Raw genomic sequence first — 21,069 nt, 5'->3', positions numbered from 1 at the left:
CTAGTTTTCCAGCGGTCCGCGAAGCGCAGCCATCACTGCTTCGCGGACCGCTCGGCGTGAGAGGCCGGAGACCTTCTCGGTTTCTACGAGCCACCGGTCTTCCCCGACGATGCCGACAGCAAAGGCCGCGAGACGTCCGTGGTGCAGCGAGACGAAGTCTTGTCGCCCCGGCATTTTGACGGCCAGTGCCATCAATTCCGTTCCGCGGCTCACGTTCCCGGTACACAAATCGTAGGCACCGACAGCCGCTGCCACCGAACCGGCGAGCGGTAGATCCGCATATCCGTGGGGGTTCAACTTGATCACGCTGGATTCGCTCATCCGTCGCACCCGATCAGCCATCGACGCAGACTCTCCGTGAACCGCGTGGGCGCACACCGCTGCCGCGCTGAGCAGAACGACAAACGGATCTCCGTACACATTCTCGACCTCACTGCCGAGCAGTTCCAGAGCCTCCCGATAGTGACCGAGTCCGAGTTCGACGTGCCCTTCCGCCAGATCGGCCTCGGCAACACTGGCAAACAGTGCAGCACGCCGCGGAGCGTTCTCGATCGCGGCGCTCCCACCGGACAAGGCCAATGCCGGCCGAATCTGATCCAGCAACGCACGTCCGCCGACGGTATCGCCGCCCGCAATCAGTGCGCCGGCTTGAAAGCTGATGAGCTGCAATGCCTCTTCGTGAGCGCCGAGCCGTTCTGTGGACGCTGCTGCCATCGCGTAGAACGCCACGGCTTCGATGTACCGCGCGGATTGACTGTGCACCGAACCCACCTGCTGAGCGGCCATGGCGACACCCCACTCGTCCCCGATTTTGCAGGCGTACCGCAAAAGTTCTTCGGAGTCACCGAGTGCGCCGCGCAGGTCGCCGAGGTTCTCGCGCATGTTCGCCCGGGTTGCGAGAGCTGCCATCCGTGTCTCGATGTCCCGACTACGTATGCCCTCGGCCACTAACCGCGCCACCCGATACCCGGATTGCGGACCGACCATCAACCGAATGAGAAACACGAATGTCGGCGCCAGATCGTCCCTCTCGCGCAGGATCTTTCGCAGACGAAGACGCGCACGGGCATGATCCCTCGTGAATGCCCCGAAGAGCAGGTGCATAGCCACAATCATGAATGTCATCGCCACCAGTTCGGCATTGACGTCGGCCAAATTATCATTGTTCGTGGCCACGACTACCTTGGGTGCCCAGTTCGCGACTTCCGAGTGCGAACCTCGGATCGCCCACAGCAATCCCAGCACCGGAAAGACATTCGCCACTACGCGGCCGTCGCCGCGTTCGACGGCCCATCGCAGAACTGCCAGGAGATTGTCGTGTTCCTCGTCGATCTCGGAGGCAAGCCGAACCTGGTCGGACCGTGAACGCTTCCGCGCGTCCGCGGCGATACCGACAGCCCATTGGTTCAGTCGCCGAAGAACTTCCGCTCCCTCACCCAGCGCCGCCAGTTGCTCCTCGCCGTATTCCCGAACCGTCTCGAGCATGTGATAGCGCAGCCCGTTCGACGTGTCGACCACCGAGAGCAATGATTGATTGACCAGCGCTTCTACTGCGTCGGCGACGTCAGTCAACTGTCCCCATTCAGCAACCGCCTCAGCCGACGCCAAGGTGAAACCTGCCGGGAATCGGCACAATCGGGCGAGCGCCACTCGATGCTCGGACCGCAGCAAATTCCAACTCCAGTCGATGACCGCGTGCAGGGTGCGATGCCGGTCCGGGGACGTCGGGTCTCCGGATCGAAGCAACGCGAAACGATCACTCAAGCGCGCGGAGATCTCCTCCACACTCATCGTGCGGGCTCGCGCCGCCGCCAATTCAATGGCCAACGGCAAGCCATCGAGTGTCGTACACAGCTTTCCGACGGTTTCCGCGTCGAGTCGCACGGACGGTCGCACCGCACGGGCGCGGGCCGAGAACAACTCCACTGCCGATCCGGCATTGCCGTCGATAGCCAACGGCGGCAACGGATACACGGCTTCGGCGCTGATCATCAAGGGTGATCGACTGGTGGCCAGGACGGTCAACTGACCACCGGCCGCAATCAGTTCTGCGACGATGTCCGAACAAGCACCGATCACATGCTCACAGTTGTCGAGAATGAGCGTCATCGGCCCGGCCGACAGCGCTTCGGCAAGACGCTCGCGTGCCGAATGCATTCGTCCGACTGTCAATCGTCCTGGCGCCAAGTCGGATTCACTGATACCGAGCGTTGCCCCGATGGCTGCGATGACGTCGTCACTGCTGCGTAGCGCTGCCAGTTCGACCAATACCACCGAGGTACGTGCGGACGCACGCAATCCCAATTCGTGTGCCAGACGGGTTTTTCCGCCGCCGCCCGGACCGAGAACTGTCACTACGCGCGAACGCGAGAGCAACTCCTCGACGTTCTCGATATCACTGTCACGGCCGAGCAGTGCGTTGGGTGCCGCACGTAGGCCGATTGCCCGGGTGCTCCGCGTCGGAGCCGACGCCACACTCGGAAGCGGCATACTCAGAAGCGCTGCATTCAGCTCCACCAAGACCGGGGACGGATCGCCGCCCAAACGATCGGCCAGGTGCGCTTTGAATGCGGCGAATACCTCCAGCGCCTCGTTGGTGCGACCCGAACCGGCCAGCGCCCGCATCAAATCCCCGGCGGCGGCATCGTCAAAAGGGTTGTCGGAGTGCCGGATTTGCGCAGCCGAAAGCGCGTCGGAGAAGTCTCCGAGAGCAAGGAGAGCCTGCAACCTCACAGCGGAGAGTTCGTCGTGCAGCCGCGATGCAGCCGAAGCCAGCTGCTCTCCCGGCACTCCGACGACGTCATCGCCGGCGCTCCCCCGCCACAAACTCAGGGCCGCGGTGACTACCCTCAACGACTCTCGGGAATCTCTGTCGACGCGAACGCCCCGAAGCGCGTCCTGCGCCCGGGCGAGGTCCACTCGATCTCGCGGCCCTGTGAGCCGATAGCCCGCCGCCGTAACCTCCACCGAACCTTCCGGCAGCGCGGACCGTAAGCGTGAAACCTGTGTGTGCAAAGCATTCATCGGTGAACGCGGCGGGTCGGAGCCCCAGATTTCCTCGATGAGGTTCTGCGCCGGACAGGGCCGACCAGGAACGAGAGCCAAGGCAGTGAGCAGCGCCCGCGCCCGTGGCCCGGGCAACGCAACCAAACGGTCGCCGCTTCTGGTCGAGACAGCGCCGAGCAACCCTATGTCCACCACGTCTCGAGCCTTGTCCTGATCCACCGCATTCAATCGTATTGCACAGTGCAAAGATCGTTACATGGCTACAGCTGCTCAATGGATCGAAGGCGCGAGGCCGCGCACCCTCCCGAATGCGATTGCACCCGTGTTGGTCGGCACCGGCGCTGCCGCATCGCTGGACCTCGCGGTGTGGTGGAAGGCACTCTTGGCGTTGATCGTCTCCTTGGCCTTGATCGTCGGCGTGAACTTCGCCAACGATTACTCCGACGGAATCCGCGGCACCGACGACGATCGTGTTGGCCCATTGCGATTGGTGGGATCGAAGCTGGTGAGCCCCGGATCGGTGAAAGCGGCCGCGATCGGTTGTTTCGCGATCGCCGCAGTGGCGGGCTTCGCTCTCGCAGCGACGACAGCCTGGTGGCTGGTCGCTGTCGGCGTGTTCTGCATCATCGGCGCCTGGTTCTACACGGGCGGCAAGAAGCCTTACGGTTACAGCGGTTTCGGTGAGATCGCCGTGTTCATCTTCTTCGGTCTGATCGCTGTGCTGGGAACCCAGTTCGTGCAAGCCGAGCGCGTGGATCTGGCCGGATTGGCCGGTGCCGTGGCCATCGGTTCCTTCTCGAGTGCCGTGCTGGTTGCCAACAATCTGCGCGACATTCCGACGGACACCGAGTCGGGCAAGATCACGCTCGCAGTTCGTCTCGGCGACGCCAGAACTCGTGTGCTGCACATCATCCTGCTGGCAGTGCCGTTCATCGCGACGCTACTACTCGTTCTTCGAACCCCGTGGGCGTTGCTCGGACTGCTCGCGTTGCCGCTGGCAATCCGAGCTAACGCACCACTGCGCACTGGTGGTCAGGGAATGGCCCTGATTCCTGCGCTGCGCGACACCGGACTCGCCATGCTCGTCTGGGGTGCCGCGACGGCGGTTGCTCTCAGCCTGGCCTGATCAGTCCCGGTCGGGCACCAAAGCGCCGAGAACGAAGTTCACGATCGAGATGATCAGGGCGCCCCAGACAGCAGTCCAGAAACCGTCGATGTGTAATCCTGCGTCCAGTGACGTCGACAGCCACGCGGTCAGCAGGAGCATCAGCGCGTTGATCACCAGGGTGAACAAGCCGAGCGTCAGAATCAACAGCGGCAGCGACAGTAACTTCAAGGCCGGCTTGATCAGAGCGTTGACGATCGTGAAAATCAACGCGATAACCGCAATAACCAGGACGGTTCCCCAGGTGTCGTCCTGCTTGGTTTCGATAGTGATGCCGGTGACCCACAGGGACGCGAGCCAGATAGCAATTCCGTTGACGATGAGACGTGCCAGAAATGTCATGTCTGAATGCTGACACATTTCGACCGATCGGATCAGTAGCTCGCCACTGCTCCGTCAACTGCATGCTGCAGATCACCCTGCACGGCGCGCGCGATATCCATCGGCTTCCCACCCAGATCGACCACCGGCGTTCCCACGAAAACACTTGCACACTTGACGTTTCCGACGCCCGAACCGTAGCTGATTCCGATCGACACGAGAGCCGGAGAGCACCCCAACTTCTCGGCCCGCGAGACGATATGGCCGATTCCACTGTTGACGTGTTGAAGCGTTCTCGGGTCCTCGACGTTGCACGTTCCTTCGGGGAAGATCGCGAGACAATCCCCGCGGTTCAAACGTTCGGCGGCAACGTCCATCATCACGCGGCCCGCTTCCGACACCGCGCGGAGGCCGTGATTCTTGCTGCGAAAAACCGGGATACTGCCCATCATGTCGACCTTCTTGCGCTGCGCCGGATCAACGAAGAGTTCGTCCTTGGCCAGAACCCGCGTGCGCCCGATCATCCGACGCAGCGGTGTACGCCACGCCGTCGCCGCCAGCGTGAATTGGTCACTCTCCGTTAGGTGATTGACCGCGACGACCAGTTGCGTCCGACACTCCAGCAGTGCCGCCAACGCCGCTTCGGCACCGGGAGCGTAGGTGATCCGCGGCCGATACTTCAGCGCCAGCGCAGCGTAGGCAAGTTTGGCAGCCCACCGATTCTGTTGGTGCGCACGGTAGTACTCGTACACGGCTTCGTAGTTGCCGAGTGAAACCTCTGGACTGTCCATGATCCGCCCGTCGTTCGAGAATGCCCCTCGAACAAGACGATACACAAACCTACGGTTGCGTAGGTTTGTGTGAGATCAGGCGTTGGGCGCCCAGATTCCCGATCGTATGAACTCATCCAGCACAGCCGTCGGACCCTCGAGATCGATCCCTTCGGACGCAACCCACTCGTCGTTGTAGTACGTGCCCGAATAACGCTCGCCGCCGTCGCAGAGCAGCGTGACGACGCTTCCGCTACGACCGGCTGCCATCATCTCCGCAATCAACGCAAATGAGCCCCAGAGGTTAGTTCCCGTCGAACCGCCCACTTTGCGCCCCAGTGCCGCGCTGGCGTGCCGTGCGGCGGCAACGGAACCTGCGTCCGGCACCTTGATCATCCGATCTACGACCTGACCGACAAAAGACGGTTCGACGCGCGGACGACCGATGCCTTCGATCCGAGATCCACGGGTTCCGACGATCGACGGGTCACCCGCACTCCACGCGTCGAAGAACACGGAATGCTCCGGATCGACCACGCACAGACCTGTGTCGAACTTGCGATAGCGCAGGAAGCGACCGATCGTGGCCCCGGTTCCACCCGTGCCCGCTCCGACGACAACCCAATCCGGCACCGGATGTTCCTCGTGTTCGAGCTGAGTGAAGATCGATTCCGCGATGTTGTTGTTTCCGCGCCAATCCGTTGCGCGCTCGGCGTGCGTGAACTGATCCATGTAGTGCCCACCCAACTCGCGGGCGAGACGATGAGATGCCGAATAGATCGACGAAGGGTCCGTGACGAAGTGACACCGACCGCCCTGCGCTTCAATCAACGCAACCTTGGCCGGGCTGGTGCTTGCCGGCATCACAGCGACAAAATCGAGGCCCAGCAACTTCGCGAAGTACGCCTCACTGACTGCTGTCGATCCCGACGAAGCTTCGATAACCGGCGTATTTTCGGTAACCCAACCGTTGCAGATCGCGTAGAGGAAAAGTGACCGCGCAAGCCGATGCTTGAGACTGCCGGTGATGTGTGTCGACTCGTCTTTGAGATAGAGCTGGACGCTCCAACTACTCGGTAGCGGGTACCGCAAGAGGTGTGTGTCCGCACTCCGCTGGGCATCGGCCTCGATCAGCCGGACCGCGTTGTCCACCCAGCCCCGCGGGCCCCGTCGGGAGACATCGAGGGTTTCGGACGTCACCGCTGGTCACCGCGTAATTTGGCCCGCAAATCGTCGCGATCTGCGCGTCGCTGAGCGTCCACAGCGGCGATGCCGAGGTTCACTCGCTTGCGCAACTTCCCAAAAAGGGCGAGCGACAGCGGAAGCGCGATCAGCACGGCAAACAAGGCTGCTACGAGAAGCGGAACTTCCGTGCCGGCAAGCTTGCCGCCACCGATGATGATGCCGCCGATTACTACCACTAGCAGGAGTCGGGCGACCGAATACAGGACGACGTCTCGCACCAGTTGCCCCTTCGTCACAACCCCGGCAGACGTAATTGCTTGCTCAGAGTTTGCGGGCCGACTCTTGGCCAGGTCCGGGCTGGAGGGCTGATTTTCAGGGTGTTCAGGCAACTTACTCACACTCCAAGGTTACCTACTCGAAGCGACTAAAAAATTCGGCCCGCTTTATCCGCTTTGTCCATTACTTTTTCTTTACCTAAATTTTAAGTTTCGACTACCTGGATATATCTGTGCAAACATTGCGCTACCAATCGCAAAATGGTCGAATGTGAGCAGCGGCCGCCGAAACAAACTCGGCGTATGTTTTGGGCAACTGTTCGACACCAAATGTTCGACGCCAAGACGGAGGAACATCAGATGAGCGCACCAACATTCCACGTAGCCGCAGACGCACTCATGACACCCGGACAGGTCGCGGCTCTGTTTCATGTCGACCCGAAGACCGTGACGCGCTGGGCGCACGCCGGACGACTGGGATCACTGCGCACCCCCGGCGGACACCGTCGGTTCCGCGAGACCGAGGTCATGCAGCTTCTCCGCTCGCTGACAACAGAAGCTGCTCACAACTGAACGGGCAATGCCGCAGGTAAATCGGCTACACCAGCTACACCCGTTCCGCCAGCTCTACCCGCTCCACCCAGCTACAGCTTCACCAGATACAGCACGACGCACCAAGCCCGACACATATCCCCGGGGGATTCTGGCAAACCAGACCGGAGACTGAGTAGGCTCTTCCTAGTACTTAGGAGGTGCGCCGTGCTGTATCTGTTGGCGTTAGTGGGTTTGGTGACTTTGGCCGTCTTGATGTGGAAAGCGTTCGGGCCGTCGCCGTCTACCCGAACGCCTGTCGGTGGCGTTCGTGGACCCGACGACGATCCCGAATTTCTGTGGAACGTCAATCAGCAAACTCGACGCAAGCAAAACGAAGGGCCGGACACCGCACCGACGGATCCGTCGGTGTAGGTCCGGCCTGGCGAGGGCTTCAGCGCTGCTGCGAGAATCCGTGCGGCGAGCGCGGGAAGTCCTGCGCCACTGCGGCGGCCAGTTCGAACAGCGCATCACGAGTGCTCGGCCGAAGTCGATCCAGGTCTACTTCGGCGCCTTCCTCGAGGTGCGGATCGAACGGAACCAGCTGCACCGTGCGGCAGCGCTGCTCGAAGTGCTCGACAACGCGCGATAGATCGACCTTTCCGGAACCTGGACGTACCGCGTTGATCACGGCAACGGAATTAGCGACAAGCCTGCTGTGCCCGTGCGCATCGAGCCAGTCGAGAGTCGCGGAGGCGCTCCGCGCTCCGTCGACCGAACCCGAACTGATCACGATCAGGGAATTCGATCCGTCGAGAATCGCTTTCATCGCCGAATGCATCAATCCGGTTCCGCAGTCGGTCAGAACAATGCTGTAAAACTTTTCGAGCATGTCGACGGTACGCATGTAGTCCTCACCGCTGAATGCTTCCGACACAGCCGGATCGCTGTCCGAGGCAAGCACTTCGAGGCGGTGGCGACTCTGCGAGGTGTACCCCCGAACATCGCTGTACTTCTCGATGCTCGCTTCGTCGCGGAGTAGGTTGCGCACCGTAGCCGGTGTTTCAAGGGGAACTTTCTGACTCAGCGTGCCGCGATCCGGATTTGCGTCGAGGGCGATGACGCGGTCTCCGCGAACCGACGCGAACGTGGAACCGAGCGTGACCGTTGTCGTCGTCTTGCCGACGCCACCTTTGAGGCTGAGCACTGCAACCTTGTAACACCCCTGCAGCGGTTGATTGATCTGCCGAGTCAGCTCGAGCATCCGCTGATCCTTGGCGCCGTTCCCGAGGTTGAGGTGACGCCCGGACAGTGCGTAGAGGGCCTTACGCCATCCGCCGACGGGTGCGGGCTTTACCGGCTTGAGCAGTAGCGCGCTGGAAAGGTCTAGCGCGGACATCGGCAGGGCGGACGCAGGTTGTTGCGAGACTGTCCGACTTGGTGCGGCCTGCGGTCCGACGGCCAACTGTTGACCGGGAGCCCCGGGAGCCGAAATCTGCGGCCCCGACGGTGTCGGGACTGAAGGTGCTGCACCAGTCAACCCCGACGGGGTGGGCACCGCCGGCGCCGGCGCCGAGGGTGCCACCACCAACCGCCGGGGAACCGCGTTGGAAGTTGGTTGTGGCGCAACAGAATTCACAAACGCTGGATTCGCAACAGCCGGATTCACAACATCAGCAGGCTGAGTGCCGCGATACGCGGGTTCGTATGTCTGCGGCGGCAGCGTGGTCGGGAATTGGTCGGCAGCGAATCCCGACGGACCGGCGGGGTACTGGATGACCGGCTGACGTGGAGCACTCGGCTCCACCGTCGGCGCCGCGGCAGGCACCGAACCCGCAGCCACTACCGGAACATGAGGTACCGCCGGCCTCGGATTCTGCGGTGGCGCATACATGGGACTGGAGTCCTGGCTGGACGTACGTGGCACCTGACGAGGATCGGCTGAATCCGTCGGCGCGACGAACAGGCTTCGCGTCCCGGCATCGATTGCGGCGGCGGGGTCGATACCTATCGCCTGGTCACGCCTCGCAACCGGAACCGGTGCCGCAATCGGCTTTGCCGCACTCTGTTCGTGCGAAGTTGCCGCAGGACGCACCGGTTCCCAGATCCCCGCCCCCGCGTCGTCCTTGTTGTCGGCCATGGCCGCCCCCTGTCGAATATCGGTCGCACACCCGCGTGACCAATCTCGACCATACAGTTATCTAGCAGCTAGTTCGATTGGGACATTTTGTCTAACACTTGTCACCACTCGCACACCCTGTAGTCCCCACGGTCGGCAACAACCAACCGTTCCGGAGAAGATCAGTTCAGTCCTGCGTAGGAATGCAGGCCAGATACCACCATGTTGACGATGAACAGATTGAAGAGCATCGCTACGAAGCCTGCGATGTTGATCCACGCGGCCTTGGTTTCACGCCATCCGGATGTTGCGCGGGCGTGGAGGTATGCGGCGTAGATCACCCAGGCGATGAACGAAAACGTCTCCTTGGGGTCCCAACCCCAAAACCTGCCCCACGCAGCTTCCGCCCAGATCGCGCCGAGAATAACTCCGGCACCGAACAACGGGAACGCGATGATAGTGCTCTTGTATGCCAGTCGGTCGAGGGTCTGCGCATCGGGAAGTCGCTCGGCGATCCGGCCACCGATGCCGGTGCCCTCTTCACCGGGAGGGAACTTCAGGCGCAGCAGGAACAGCAGGCTGGCGATGCCACCGATCATGAAGATGCCGGATCCGACGCTCACGATGGTGACGTGAATCGGAAGCCAGTAGGAACGCAGTGCCGGAACTACCGGCGCTGCGTCGGCATAGAGGATGGTTCCGGCGAGGAACATCAGGATCAGTACCGGCGCCAACAGGAAGACCCACATCGGACGGTACGTCGCCTTGGCCAGCAAAACGTGGCCGACCAGCAATGCTGCCGCACACGCCATAGCGACAAATTCATACATATTGCCCAGCGGGAATCGCTCCGTGGCAAATCCGCGCAGCACGATCGACGCGAAGAGCAGAACGGTGCCGACCACAAGGACCGCCCGGCCCATACCGCCGAACCGCTCGGCCAACGGTTTAGCCGGTCGTTCCGTCACTCGGCCGGGCACCGAAGCGTCCGTGGCAGCACCGGCACCGACCAGTTCTTTGTCTTGAACGGCTCGGGCCTGGGCCGACGCATACTGGATGATCAGCAGTACAAACGCCAGGACCAGCACAGTGAACGCGGACTTGAAGGCCCAGTCGCTGTATTGAGCGAGAGTCTCGTTGGTTGTCATCGGGCATTCTCCTGCGCGTGCGGCTTGGATGCCGCGTTGGTGGGATTGCTGTCAAGTAGGCGATCTGCAAGGCGATCGAACTCGTCGCCCCAACCGGCATGGTCGGTACGGGCGAGTCCGCCCAGCTCTACTACAGTACGTCGTTCTTCATCGAGATAGATACGCGCCCAGATTCGGCGACGCTTGATCACCAGCGAGACCAGTAGTCCCGCCATCATTGTCAGTGCCGAGATCAGCACCCATTGCTGTGCTGGATCGTGAGAAACCTGCAGGTTGACGAAGTCGACGGCGCCGTCGAACCGCACCTGAGTTCCGTCGGCGAGTGTCGCGCTCTCACCGGGAAAAAGATTGACACGATCCTGTTTGACCAGGCGTCCCTGATTGATGAGCTCGGTATTGAGCTCGAACAGGGACTGCGGGTTACCGGTGTCGAGTCCGGTGTCGCCCTTGTAGATGTCGATGGCGACGGCAGGATCGTTCATCGCCGGGAAGCTCGACGACAGCAGATTTCCGTGGAACAGAGCCGTCGGCGCGAACAGGCCCTCGATGGCGATCTGGTTCTTGCGTCGTTCATCTGCGTCGGGGTACATGCCGCCGGGAGGGTCGAATCGCATTGCGCCACTGCTCAGGAACGTGGTCGCGTCGTCCGGTCGCCACTGCAGTGTCTCCGTGCGGGTTTCCCCGTTCGGGAACGTGACGGTGAAGGTCGGTGCGTAACCGTGGCCCTGGAGGTACACGCGGTCGCCGGCAACGCGCAACGGGTGGTTCACCTGGATCGTCGTATCGCGCCAGGTGTCGGTCGCGAGGTCGTCACCGGATTGGTAGGAGATGTCGGAAGTGAACATCTCGGCCTGGCCGGTCTCGAGGTAATCGGCCTGGAAGTTCTTGACCCTCACGCACAACGGCGTCATTCCGGTGCCGTCGAGGCTCAGACCCGCGACGAACGAATCGAAAACTGCCGGAGATGTGGTGCAGAATCCGGGACCGTCGTTGGCGATCACGATCCTGTTGCCTTCGTAGCCGAACAGCTTTCCGGCGGCAATGGCAACCAGTAGGGCGACAAGCGAGAGGTGGAAGACGAGGTTGCCGGCTTCACGCAGATAACCCTTCTCCGCGGAGACCGTGATTTCACCGTCGCGGCGAGAACGCTCGTCGTCGGTGCGGGTTTCGACGCGCCAGCCCTTGAGTTCCTTCGACAGACGCGCAGCCAAATCCTCCGGAGTCTCGCCGTCGGCAACGCTCTTCGTGTGGTGCGGCAGGCGAGCGAGGTTGCGCGGGGCCTGCACCGGACGTGTCCGCAGTGCCTTCGCATGTTCGACGCAGCGCGGGAGGATGCAGCCGACGAGCGAGATGAACAGCAGTGCATAGATCGCGGTGAACCAGAAACTGCTGAACACGTCGAACAGTTCCAACTTGTCCATCCACGGCCCGAGTGTGGGCCGCGCGGCAATGTAGTCGGCGACTTTGCCCTCGTTGAGAGAACGCTGTGGCAGCAGTGCCCCCGGAATGGCGGCGAGAGCGAGCAGGAACAGCAATACCAGTGCGGTCTTCATCGAGGTGAGACCGCGCCAGGTATTGCGTCCGAGCGCGATGACGCGACCGATCATCGACTGCCGAGGCAGTGCTGGAGTCGGGTTGTCGTGTTTATCGTCAACTGTCATATCGGCAGCGTCACCTCCGAGATAAATGCGTCACGGACCCAGCCGACGAACTGGTCCCACGCGCCCGTGACGAGGGCAATACCCACCGCCACCAACATGATTCCGCCGAAAATTTGAATGGTTCGTGCATTGCGACGCAACCAACCGACGCCCGTCAATGCACGTGCCGACCCGAGGGCCAGGAAGATGAACGGCAATCCGAGCCCGATGCAGTAGGCCACGATCAAGATGACACCGCGGGCGGCGGTCATGCCTTCGGTGCCGGCGGCAACGGACATCACGCCGGCCAGCGTCGGGCCCAGACACGGCGTCCAGCCGAGTGCAAAGACGCCGCCCAACAGCGGAGCGCCCACCAACGAGGACACTCGACGCGGCTCGAACCGAACGTCCTTCTGCAGTGCGGGGACCAATCCGATGAACACGAGGCCCATCGCGATGGTGACAACTCCGCCGACGCGCATCAGGACGTCACGGTTGATCAGCAGCGTGGAGATCACCCCAAACACGGAGGCGGTGGCCAACACGAAGACGACGGTGAATCCGGCGACAAACAGCCCGGCAGCGCCGGCGACTCGTAAGCGGGAACTGCGGGCGATCGTTCGGGTTTTTGCCTCGTCTGCGGTGATAGCCGGAGCGTCGGCGCCGACGACCCCGGCCAGGTAGGACAGATAGCCGGGAACCAGCGGCACAACACACGGCGACGCGAAGGAGACGAGACCGGCGAGCAGGCAAGCGCCCAGCGCCAGCAGCAACGGACCGGACGAGGCTGCATTCTGGAAGGCTTCGCCCACGCCGGCGCCGAGAGTTTCAGTGCCCGCCAGCACCGTCACAGAAGTAATTGTCATTGCTGCGCAGGCTCTTCCGCTGCTACTCGTTGGACCACGGGCAGGAGATCCTCGGCGAGGAGTTCCTGCAGGAACACCGCGGCGACGCGATGCTGACGGTCCAGAACGATGGTGGTCGGGATAACCGACGTCGGGTAGCCCTCGCCCAGAGCGATCAGAGAACGCATCGACGGGTCGTAAATCGACGGGTACGAGACCTTGTTATCGACGACAAAATCTTGAGCCTTGTTCTTGGTGTCGTCACGAACGTTGATTCCGAGGAACTGCACTCCGGAATCGCGCGTCTGTTCGTAGACCTGCTCGAGATCGTCGGCTTCGGCGCGGCAGGGGCCACACCACTGACCCCAGACGTTGAGAACAACTACTTGGTCTTCGAAGTCGCCGACTCCGACGGTCTTACCTTCGGACATCAGGTCCGGTCCGGAAAGTTTGCCGATGGTCCCGCGGGTTGACGGCGGATCGTAGAAGATCTTCGTCTTCCCCCCCGGGGAAACGAAGTCGAAAGTTCCGCCCTGGGCGACGGCGTCGGTGCCGGTCGCGCACGACGAAAGGAAGAGCATCGCTGCAGCAGCCGTAGCGACTGCGGCAGCGACCTTGCGGAGAATCATGCGCCGGTCACTCTCGGGTCGGAGGCACCAGCAGGTTCGGAGTAGATGATGTCGACGAGGGTGTCGCCTTCGTAGACGAGTGAGGTCAGAGAAGCGAGGCCGCACTGACGGTGACGCGGGTCGTGCCAGAGGCGTTCGCCCTGCAGGAATCGGCGCAGCGTCCACACGGGCAACTGATGGCTGACAACGACGGCTTCGTGACCGACTGCAGCGACGCGAGCGGCGTTGACGGCGGCGAGCATGCGGTGCGCAATCTGTAGGTACGGCTCACCCCACGACGGTGTGAACGGATCGCGAAGCTTCCACCAGTGGCGGGGACGCGAAAGTGCGCCGTCGCCGACGGCAACCTTGAGGCCCTCGAATTCGTTGCCCGCTTCGATGACGTTGTCGTCGGTCGTGATGTCGAGACCGTGGGCCTCGGCAATCGGGGCGGCAGTTTCCTGAGCGCGCTGCAACGGCGATGCGACTACGTGGGTGATGTCGTGATCTGCAAGTACAGCCGCAACTGCCCGTGCCTGAGCCTCACCGGCCACCGACAACCGGAAACCCGGAAGCCGCCCGTACAGAATCCCGCGGGGATTGTGAACTTCACCGTGGCGAAGGACATGCACGATCGTGCGGGTGGACGTGTGGTCTGGGTGATCGACGTCGGTCACAGTCGAGAGTCCTCGCTGAAGAAGGTGTGTGGTGGGGAGCGTGTGCTTGTTTTAAGGCTTGACGGCTGCTGCCGCAGCCCTGGCTGCGTGCGGCATGGCGTCGGCGATGATCGAGAACGCCCGATCGTCGAGTGCGGCCGAGACGAACCACGCTTCGAATGCGCTCGGCGGCGGGTACACACCGCGCGAGAGCAATGCGTGGAAGAAAGCGGGGAACCGCCAGGTCTGCGCGGCCTTGGCTTCGTCGTAATTGGTGACCGCGTTCTCGGAGAAGAACACGCTGACCAGCGTGCCCGCGTATTGCACGCGGTGTACGACGCCTTCAGCGGTGAGCGCCTCGGACATGAGGTCACCCAAGGCCGTAGCATTTTTGGCGAGCTTGGCGTAGACGTCGGCGTCGGCAGCACGCAGGTTTGCCAGCCCGGCGGCAACGGCGACGGGGTTTCCGGAGAGTGTGCCGGCCTGGTAGACGGGGCCGTCGGGGGCAAGGTGACCCATGATGTCGGCGCGGCCACCGAATGCTGCGGCCGGAAGCCCACCGCTCATGACCTTGCCGAATGTGTAGAGATCGCCGGCGACGTTGTCGATGCCGTACCAACCCGAAGCGCTGACGCGGAATCCCGTCATCACCTCGTCCATGATCAGCAGTGCGCCGTGCTCGGTGGTGAGTCGACGCAGGCCCTCGTTGAAACCGGGCAGGGGCGCGACGGCACCCATGTTGCCGGCGGCCGCTTCGGTGATAACGCAGGCGACAGCGCCGGGGTTCGCGGCAAAAGCTGCGGCGACGGCCTCGAGATCGTTGTAGCGAACGACAATGGTGTCCTCGGCCTGAGCCCCGGTCACACCCGGTGACGTGGGCAACCCGAAGGTAGCGAGTCCGGATCCGGCGTCGGCCAGGAGGGCGTCGACGTGGCCGTGATAGCAACCGGAGAACTTGATGATCTTGGTGCGGCCCGTGAATCCGCGGGCCAGACGCACTGCACTCATCGTGGCTTCGGTGCCCGAGTTGACCAGGCGCACCTTCTCCACGGGCGCGACGCGGGCGACGATCTCCTCGGCCAGCGCGATTTCACCTTCGGTGGGAGCACCGAAGGACAGGCCGCCGAGCGCGGCTTCACGAACAGCTTCTACGACGGCGGGGTGCGCGTGTCCGAGGATCATGGGGCCCCACGACGACACAAGATCGACGTAGTTATTGCCGTCGACGTCGGTCAATGTGTAACCGGAAGCTTCGCGGATGAATCGGGGTGTTCCGCCGACCGAACCGAACGCCCGGACCGGCGAGTTGACGCCACCGGGGATCACTTTGCCGGCACGCTCGAAGAGGCGAGCCGAGTTCGTTGCATGCAGGTCGAAATCACCGGAAGACACAGTCACGACCTCCAGTGTCCCAGTTCTGTCGAATCTGACAACGACAGGGTGTAGGACTTCGGCACCAAGACAGCGTTTTCAGGTCTGAACTGATCAATTATGAGACCATTTCGACCATGAAGCGACTGTTGACCACGCTGTTGATTCCAGTTGCGATTCTTGTCACATCCTGCAGTTCCGAGGCCTCGAACGACGCCCCAGCGACAAGAACAGCGTCGACGACCAGTTCAACTGCGGTCGTGGCCACCCCCGCGGCGCCTCGCACCGAGCCCGCATTTCTGGGTGGTTGCTCCGCGGTCTCGGTCTACGTCGCGCAGCGGACGCAGACCGGCGGCGCCCCCACCGATACAGCGGTGGCCTTCCTGAAAATCGTCGAAAACGACCCGTCGTACCTAGCCATGCCCGATACCGACAAACAACTGTTCAGAGAAGGAATCGAAGCCGGCGCCGCCGGAAACTGCTGACGCCTCTCGCCGCTCACCGCTAGGGTCGGATCCATGGCCACTACAGCGGACCACCTCAGGATTACTCTCGACGGACGCTGGCGGGAGGTGCGTGAGCGAGTGCGCGGCGAGTTGGACGATCCTCGTTTCGCTCCGCACTACACACCGAACCTCGCCATCGCTCGCACCAAGGCGCTCGAGCAAATGCGGATTCTTGCCGATCTCGGTTATGCGGCAAACGGTTTCGCGGTAGAACACGGCGGAACCGGAGACGCCGGTGGCGCCGTCACCAGCATCGAGATGCTCGCGATGTCCGACCTGTCCCTAATGGTCAAAGCCGGAGTCCAGTGGGGACTGTTCGGCGGCGCCATCGAAAATCTGGGCACGGAACGCCACCACCAGGCCTACGTCAAACCGCTCATCGACCTGGAACTTCTCGGGTGTTTTGCCATGACCGAGACCGGTCACGGCAGTGACGTTCAGGAACTCGAGACAACCGCCACGTACGACGCCACCACCGGCGAATTTGTTGTCCGCTCCCCCACTCCGTCGTCGCGCAAGGACTACATCGGTGGTGCGGCGGAGCACGCGAGCGTCGCTGCGGTATTCGCGCAGCTCATCACTGGCGGCGAAAGCCAGGGCGTGCACTGCTTTGTGGTGCCGATCCGCGACGACGCCGGAAACGATTTGCCCGGTGTCACGACGTCGGACTGCGGACTCAAGGGCGGACTCCCCGGAGTCGACAACGGACGCATCATGTTCGATCAGGTTCGAATCCCCCGCGAGAACCTCCTCAACCGCTACGCCGACGTTGCCGAGGACGGGACCTACAGTTCCGAAATCGAGAACCCGAACCGTCGTTTCTTCACGATGGTCGGAACCTTGGTTCGGGGACGCGTCACCGTCGGCGGGTCTGCAGCAGCGGCAGCGCGAGTAGGCCTGGCTATCGCGGGTCGATACGCATTGCAGCGCAGGCAGTTCAGCGCCCCCAAGAGCGATGACGAAGTCCTCATCATGGATTATCTCGTTCATCAGAGGCGCCTACTGCCGCTGATCGCCCGTTCCTACGCCCTGCAATTCGCCCAGAACGAACTCGTCTCGGCAATGCACGATGTTCAGAGCAGTAAAGATCCCGATCCGCAGGAGCAGCGCGAACTCGAAGGCCGCGCCGCCGGCCTCAAGGCTGCCAACACCTGGCACGCCACTCGCGCCATCCAGGAAGCGCGCGAAGCTTGTGGCGGCGCAGGCTATCTCGCGGAAAATCGCCTCACTTCACTGAAGGCGGATACCGACGTCTTCACCACGTTCGAGGGCGACAACCACGTTCTGACGCAATTGGTCGCGAAGGAACTCCTCACGTCGTACGCAGATGAAGTACGCGGCATGAGCCCGGTCGACTGGATGCGTTTCGCCGCCACAACGGTCTCCGACGTGGTCAAGAAACGTACTGCGGCGCAACAGATTCTGCAGACCATCGTCGATACCCGCCAGGACAACGAGGAGGACGGCAGCCTCTTCAACCGCGGCACTCAGATGAAAATGTTCGAGGATCGCGAGGAGTACCTACTCTCTACTGCGGCAAGGAGATTGCAGGCAGCGCAGAAACGCGAGGAGAATCCGTTCGACGCCTTCAACTTCGTTCAGGATCATGTTCTCAAGGCTGCGCAAGCCCACATCGAGCGTGTAATCCTGGAAGCCTTTGTCGCCGGCATCGATTCGTGTGAGGACGACACCGCGAAGGAACTCTTCGGCGAGGTGTGCGACCTCTACGCGCTCTCCGTCATCGAGGAGGACAAAGCCTGGTTCATGGAGCACCGCCACCTCTCGGTCGAGCGTTCCAAGGCCGTCACTCGCGGAATCAACGAGCGCTGCCGCACCCTGCGCCCGCATGTCGCGACTCTGATCGACGGTTTCGGCATCCCCGAATCGTTGTTGGGTTCGGCGATGCTCGACGGAGACGGCACAGATGCAGTACGACTGAAGTAAGAAGTTGGTGAGGTCGGATGATTTCCGACCTCACCAAACTTATTGCGCTACTGCCTTCTTCGACTGGCGAGCGGCAACCAACCAAGTTAGTCCGAGCGCGGCCACCAACCAGATACCCAAGACGACCAGGTGGGGGCCGGCGCCGTTGCCACCGAAGTAGATGACGGAACGGATGGGCTCCATGGCAGACGATCCCAGCCAGAACGAGTGGATGTGCTGCCAGAACCCCGGCAGGAATGACACCGGAATGGCGCCGCCCGAACTCGGGAAGTTGATGAAGACCAGCACCGTCAACACCGCAAAGATCGCGGCCTGGCCGAGCAGTCGGTTCAACAGAATGCTCACCGCGCCGACGGTGAAGGTGTAGACCATCGCGATCCCGAGCAGTTGCAGGATCTCACCGAACGAAGCACCGAAAGCATGCATGAAGATACTCGTGATTCCGAAGGCGAGGAGCGGGGTGAGGATTGCCGCGCCGGCGAGGACCGAATACTGCTCTTTCAAGCGCATTCTCGGCGCGACCTGACTGAGCACTGTGATGGTCAGGTAACCGCCGAGCGTGCAGACGATCAGGAAGTAGAACAGCCCGACGGTCGACGAATCGCGCGCTGTGACGGGCGCGGAGTCGATCACTGTGACCTCTTGCCCGGTCTCGTCCGCGATGGACTGAGCCACGTTGGTGACTACGGATACCGTCGACGCCCCGGCACCGGTCGCGATGTGCGCTGTGACGGTGTCACCGATTTCGATGGCACCGATGGCATCACGATTGTCGATCCGGGAGATGGCGTCGGCAACACTGTCGGTGGCGACGATGTCGAACTTGTCGCCCGGCGTTCCTTCGATTCCGTCGATCAACGGTGCCGTCACGGACGGTGGGCCGACCACCACGATCGGCGCCTGGTTCGGCATCGGCGAATGGAAGGCGCTGACGTAACACAGACAGAACATGATGACGAAGAACAGCGGGAATGCCAGCCCGCCACCCACTGCCTTCCAGTTCGTGGGTGGATCAACCGGTTGAGCCACTGGGCTGATCGGGATCTTGACGTCGATATCTGTCATTACATGTGCTCTTTTCCGCTAACCGCATCTAGGTGTCAACACCGTTGACAGTTTCTTTAGTCAACACTGTTGACACACTAGAGTCAACAGTGTTGACAATGAGGTTGACGTGAGAGCGAGCACAGGGGTCTACGGCGTGAGCAAGAACGGACAGATTTCAGAGCAAGAGCAACCCTCGACACCGGAAGCGATTCGCGCCGCAGCGTTCCAGTTGTTCGGCGAGCACGGCTTCGGCGGCACTTCGGTGCGCGCCATCGCCAAAGTGGCCGGAATCGACCCAGCACTGGTCATCCGCCACTTCGGATCGAAGGAAGCACTGTTCCTCGAGACCACGCCGGTCGAAGACTACTTCGAAGGACAATTCGACGGCCCCCTCGACACCCTCGGCCTGCAGATCGCAACGTTTGTCCTCCGCAAGGCCGACGCCCGGATGCTGTCGGTTCACACGGCGCTGATGCGAGCGTCCGACAGTGCTCGTATCCGCGGACGACTACGGGAGATGTCCGATACGTTCGCCCGTAATCTCGGATCCCGCTTGCCCGGCGAGAATGCTTACACACGTGCGCTTTTGATTTCCGCCCAGGTAACCGGGCTGTTGAGCGCACTCGGCACGGAGAGCATTCCGCCGGATGCTGATCGAGGCGAAGTTGCCGAACTGTACGGTCGGGCGATACAGGGACTGGTCGATCAGTACTGAGCGATTACTCGTTAGCGGTGGGGTGAAATCGGTTCCGCCACAAGGCGAACGCCCCTCACCGTTCAGGCGAGGGGCGTTCGTCATGGTGTTGTCACTGTGCGAGTGGGACTAGGAACCGAAGATGTTCCCGAGCCAGCTCAGCGAGCCTGTGCCGCCGGGGTTGGTGCTGCCGGCGGAGACGGTGACCGTGGAGGCGACTGAGGTCGACTCCTTCAGACCCGAGGCGCCGCTGTAGACGGCGGTGATGTGGCGGTCGCCGGTCAGAGCAAACGGGTAGGACAGCGTCGCCTGGCCATTGACGACGTTGACGGCGGTGCCGATCGCGGTGGTGCCGTCCATGAAGGTGACGGTGCCCGAGGTGACCGGGTCACCGGCCTCGGTCTTGACGGACGCGGACAGATTCACCGCGGCACCCTTCGTGGCCGTAGCCGGTGCGGTCAGCGTGGTGACCGTGGTGAGCTCGACCGGTGCCGGATCGGTGACGACGATAGACGCAGCCGTCGCGGTCGAACCGTTGAACGTCGTGGTACCGCTGTACACGGCTCCGACGGAGTGCGAACCAGCCGCGAAGACGTGGTCGAGCTTGGCACTGCCGCCGGTGACTGCGATGGCGCCGCCGACGTTGCTGCCGTCGATCGAGAACTGGACGGTGCCGCCCTCGGCCGGGGTGTTGTCATTGCCCGCGACCAGTGCGAAGAGCTCGACACTGTCACCGGTGGTGGCTGCACCCGGAACGTTCAACGTGGTGGTGGTATCGGCAACCACAACGTCCGTGGAAACCTCGACCGTCGAAGCAGCCGACGTCGACGTACGGTTCGTGGCGTCACCGGAGTACACAGCCGTGATCGAATGGCTGCCGTTCGTGGTGAACGTGTGGTTCAGCGTCGCAACACCAGCATTAACCGGTGCGGTACCCAAAACTGTTGCACCGTCCCTGAAATCGACGGTACCGGTAGCACCCGCCGGAGCTACGGTAGCCGTGAGATCCACAGCAGTACCCGTCTTGGCTGTCGCCGGAGCATTCAACGTCGTGGTGGTATCGGCAACCACAACGTCCGTGGAAACCTCGACCGTCGAAGCAGCCGACGTCGACGTACGGTTCGTGGCGTCACCGGAGTACACAGCCGTGATCGAATGGCTGCCGTCGGTGGTGAACGTGTGGTTCAGCGTCGCAACACCAGCATTAACCGGTGCGGTACCCAAAACTGTTGCACCGT

Annotated in this window: 20 protein-coding genes; 6 read left to right on the top strand and 14 right to left on the bottom strand. The window is 62.2% G+C overall.

The features are described from left to right. Complete coding sequence (locus tag MTX36_RS10555) at positions 1-3,225, bottom strand: BTAD domain-containing putative transcriptional regulator (RefSeq protein WP_243619710.1); 3,225 nt, start codon at positions 3,223-3,225, stop codon at positions 1-3. Positions 3,226-3,262: 37 nt separating this feature from the next. Here MTX36_RS10555 and MTX36_RS10550 point away from each other — a divergent pair, with 37 nt between their 5' ends. Beyond that, positions 3,263-4,132 (top strand): 1,4-dihydroxy-2-naphthoate polyprenyltransferase, encoded by an 870-nt coding sequence (locus MTX36_RS10550; protein ID WP_243619709.1) that lies wholly within the window; start codon positions 3,263-3,265, stop codon positions 4,130-4,132. Here the strand turns inward: MTX36_RS10550 and MTX36_RS10545 are convergent, their stop codons facing one another. The 4 genes from MTX36_RS10545 to MTX36_RS10530 all read right to left on the bottom strand — a co-directional run bounded on the left by MTX36_RS10545 (position 4,133) and on the right by MTX36_RS10530 (position 6,845). After that, a complete protein-coding gene (locus MTX36_RS10545; protein ID WP_094271768.1) occupies positions 4,133-4,513 on the bottom strand; it encodes a phage holin family protein in 381 nt (126 codons plus the stop codon). Between the two features lie 32 nt (positions 4,514-4,545). Beyond that, entirely contained in the window at positions 4,546-5,283 is a 738-nt protein-coding gene (locus MTX36_RS10540) for a 1-acyl-sn-glycerol-3-phosphate acyltransferase (RefSeq protein ID WP_243619708.1), read from the bottom strand. A gap of 75 nt (positions 5,284-5,358) precedes the next feature. Next, complete coding sequence (locus tag MTX36_RS10535) at positions 5,359-6,462, bottom strand: PLP-dependent cysteine synthase family protein (protein WP_243619707.1); 1,104 nt, start codon at positions 6,460-6,462, stop codon at positions 5,359-5,361. Continuing rightward, positions 6,459-6,845, bottom strand: a complete 387-nt coding sequence (locus MTX36_RS10530) for a DUF4229 domain-containing protein (RefSeq protein WP_374230463.1) — start codon at positions 6,843-6,845, stop codon at positions 6,459-6,461. The genes MTX36_RS10535 and MTX36_RS10530 overlap by 4 nt, the downstream gene beginning before the upstream one ends. A gap of 237 nt (positions 6,846-7,082) precedes the next feature. On the opposite strand from MTX36_RS10530, the gene MTX36_RS10525 reads away from it, so the two are divergent. After that, positions 7,083-7,295 (top strand): BldC family transcriptional regulator, encoded by a 213-nt coding sequence (locus MTX36_RS10525; RefSeq protein WP_094274852.1) that lies wholly within the window; start codon positions 7,083-7,085, stop codon positions 7,293-7,295. A 186-nt stretch (positions 7,296-7,481) separates the two neighbouring features. Then, entirely contained in the window at positions 7,482-7,688 is a 207-nt protein-coding gene (locus tag MTX36_RS10520) for a hypothetical protein (RefSeq protein WP_243619706.1), read from the top strand. Between the two features lie 19 nt (positions 7,689-7,707). Here the strand turns inward: MTX36_RS10520 and MTX36_RS10515 are convergent, their stop codons facing one another. From MTX36_RS10515 to hemL, 7 genes are all read right to left on the bottom strand, one after another. Further along, positions 7,708-9,147 (bottom strand): AAA family ATPase, encoded by a 1,440-nt coding sequence (locus MTX36_RS10515; RefSeq protein WP_374230466.1) that lies wholly within the window; start codon positions 9,145-9,147, stop codon positions 7,708-7,710. A gap of 407 nt (positions 9,148-9,554) precedes the next feature. After that, the gene (gene ccsB / locus MTX36_RS10510; protein ID WP_243619705.1) at positions 9,555-10,520 is read right to left on the bottom strand and encodes a c-type cytochrome biogenesis protein CcsB; all 966 of its coding nucleotides are present in this window, start codon (positions 10,518-10,520) and stop codon (positions 9,555-9,557) included. Continuing rightward, complete coding sequence (locus tag MTX36_RS10505) at positions 10,517-12,181, bottom strand: cytochrome c biogenesis protein ResB (protein WP_243619704.1); 1,665 nt, start codon at positions 12,179-12,181, stop codon at positions 10,517-10,519. The genes ccsB and MTX36_RS10505 overlap by 4 nt, the downstream gene beginning before the upstream one ends. Next, positions 12,178-13,026, bottom strand: coding sequence for a cytochrome c biogenesis CcdA family protein (locus MTX36_RS10500; RefSeq protein WP_243619703.1), 849 nt, complete (start codon positions 13,024-13,026; stop codon positions 12,178-12,180). Before MTX36_RS10500 ends, MTX36_RS10505 begins: the two co-directional genes overlap by 4 nt. Further along, positions 13,023-13,634 carry a TlpA disulfide reductase family protein gene (locus MTX36_RS10495; protein ID WP_243619702.1) on the bottom strand — a complete coding sequence of 204 codons (612 nt, stop codon included), beginning with the start codon at positions 13,632-13,634 and terminating at the stop codon, positions 13,023-13,025. Before MTX36_RS10495 ends, MTX36_RS10500 begins: the two co-directional genes overlap by 4 nt. After that, positions 13,631-14,290, bottom strand: coding sequence for a histidine phosphatase family protein (locus MTX36_RS10490; RefSeq protein ID WP_243619701.1), 660 nt, complete (start codon positions 14,288-14,290; stop codon positions 13,631-13,633). The genes MTX36_RS10495 and MTX36_RS10490 overlap by 4 nt, the downstream gene beginning before the upstream one ends. Before the next feature lie 51 nt (positions 14,291-14,341). After that, positions 14,342-15,667, bottom strand: a complete 1,326-nt coding sequence (hemL, locus tag MTX36_RS10485; RefSeq protein WP_243619700.1) for a glutamate-1-semialdehyde 2,1-aminomutase — start codon at positions 15,665-15,667, stop codon at positions 14,342-14,344. A 110-nt stretch (positions 15,668-15,777) separates the two neighbouring features. Here hemL and MTX36_RS10480 point away from each other — a divergent pair, with 110 nt between their 5' ends. Both MTX36_RS10480 and MTX36_RS10475 read left to right on the top strand, forming a co-directional pair. Further along, positions 15,778-16,125: a hypothetical protein gene (locus MTX36_RS10480; protein ID WP_243619699.1), complete on the top strand. Its 348-nt coding sequence runs from the start codon at positions 15,778-15,780 to the stop codon at positions 16,123-16,125. Between the two features lie 33 nt (positions 16,126-16,158). Continuing rightward, a complete protein-coding gene (locus tag MTX36_RS10475; RefSeq protein ID WP_243619698.1) occupies positions 16,159-18,090 on the top strand; it encodes an acyl-CoA dehydrogenase in 1,932 nt (643 codons plus the stop codon). Positions 18,091-18,129: 39 nt separating this feature from the next. Here the strand turns inward: MTX36_RS10475 and MTX36_RS10470 are convergent, their stop codons facing one another. Then, on the bottom strand, positions 18,130-19,155 hold the full coding sequence (locus MTX36_RS10470; protein ID WP_243619697.1) for an ABC transporter permease: 1,026 nt from the start codon (positions 19,153-19,155) through the stop codon (positions 18,130-18,132). A gap of 109 nt (positions 19,156-19,264) precedes the next feature. On the opposite strand from MTX36_RS10470, the gene MTX36_RS30240 reads away from it, so the two are divergent. Further along, entirely contained in the window at positions 19,265-19,852 is a 588-nt protein-coding gene (locus MTX36_RS30240) for a TetR family transcriptional regulator (RefSeq protein WP_308198213.1), read from the top strand. Positions 19,853-19,960: 108 nt separating this feature from the next. Here the strand turns inward: MTX36_RS30240 and MTX36_RS10460 are convergent. Further along, positions 19,961-21,069: Ig-like domain-containing protein (locus MTX36_RS10460; RefSeq protein WP_243619696.1), on the bottom strand; the 1,109-nt coding region annotated here is incomplete at its 5' end.

The sequence above is a fragment of the Rhodococcus sp. ARC_M6 genome (assembly GCF_022810305.1).
In the GTDB taxonomy this organism is placed as follows: Bacteria; Actinomycetota; Actinomycetes; order Mycobacteriales; family Mycobacteriaceae; genus Rhodococcus_F.
Note: the sequence above shows the minus strand (reverse complement) of the source record. Positions and strands in the feature narration are given on the sequence as shown.

Excerpts from the sequence above, each read along its gene's own strand:
- MTX36_RS10550 (WP_243619709.1), top strand. The coding sequence starts at position 3,263 with ATGGCTACAGCTGCTCAATGGATCGAAGGCGCGAGGCCGCGCACCCTC.
- MTX36_RS10545 (WP_094271768.1), bottom strand. The coding sequence starts at position 4,513 with ATGACATTTCTGGCACGTCTCATCGTCAACGGAATTGCTATCTGGCTC.
- MTX36_RS10540 (WP_243619708.1), bottom strand. The coding sequence starts at position 5,283 with ATGGACAGTCCAGAGGTTTCACTCGGCAACTACGAAGCCGTGTACGAG.
- MTX36_RS10525 (WP_094274852.1), top strand. The coding sequence starts at position 7,083 with ATGAGCGCACCAACATTCCACGTAGCCGCAGACGCACTCATGACACCC.
- MTX36_RS10515 (WP_374230466.1), bottom strand. The coding sequence starts at position 9,147 with ATGTATGCGCCACCGCAGAATCCGAGGCCGGCGGTACCTCATGTTCCG.
- ccsB (WP_243619705.1), bottom strand. The coding sequence starts at position 10,520 with ATGACAACCAACGAGACTCTCGCTCAATACAGCGACTGGGCCTTCAAG.
- MTX36_RS10505 (WP_243619704.1), bottom strand. The coding sequence starts at position 12,181 with ATGACAGTTGACGATAAACACGACAACCCGACTCCAGCACTGCCTCGG.
- MTX36_RS10500 (WP_243619703.1), bottom strand. The coding sequence starts at position 13,026 with ATGACAATTACTTCTGTGACGGTGCTGGCGGGCACTGAAACTCTCGGC.
- MTX36_RS10495 (WP_243619702.1), bottom strand. The coding sequence starts at position 13,634 with ATGATTCTCCGCAAGGTCGCTGCCGCAGTCGCTACGGCTGCTGCAGCG.
- MTX36_RS10480 (WP_243619699.1), top strand. The coding sequence starts at position 15,778 with ATGAAGCGACTGTTGACCACGCTGTTGATTCCAGTTGCGATTCTTGTC.
- MTX36_RS10475 (WP_243619698.1), top strand. The coding sequence starts at position 16,159 with ATGGCCACTACAGCGGACCACCTCAGGATTACTCTCGACGGACGCTGG.
- MTX36_RS10470 (WP_243619697.1), bottom strand. The coding sequence starts at position 19,155 with ATGACAGATATCGACGTCAAGATCCCGATCAGCCCAGTGGCTCAACCG.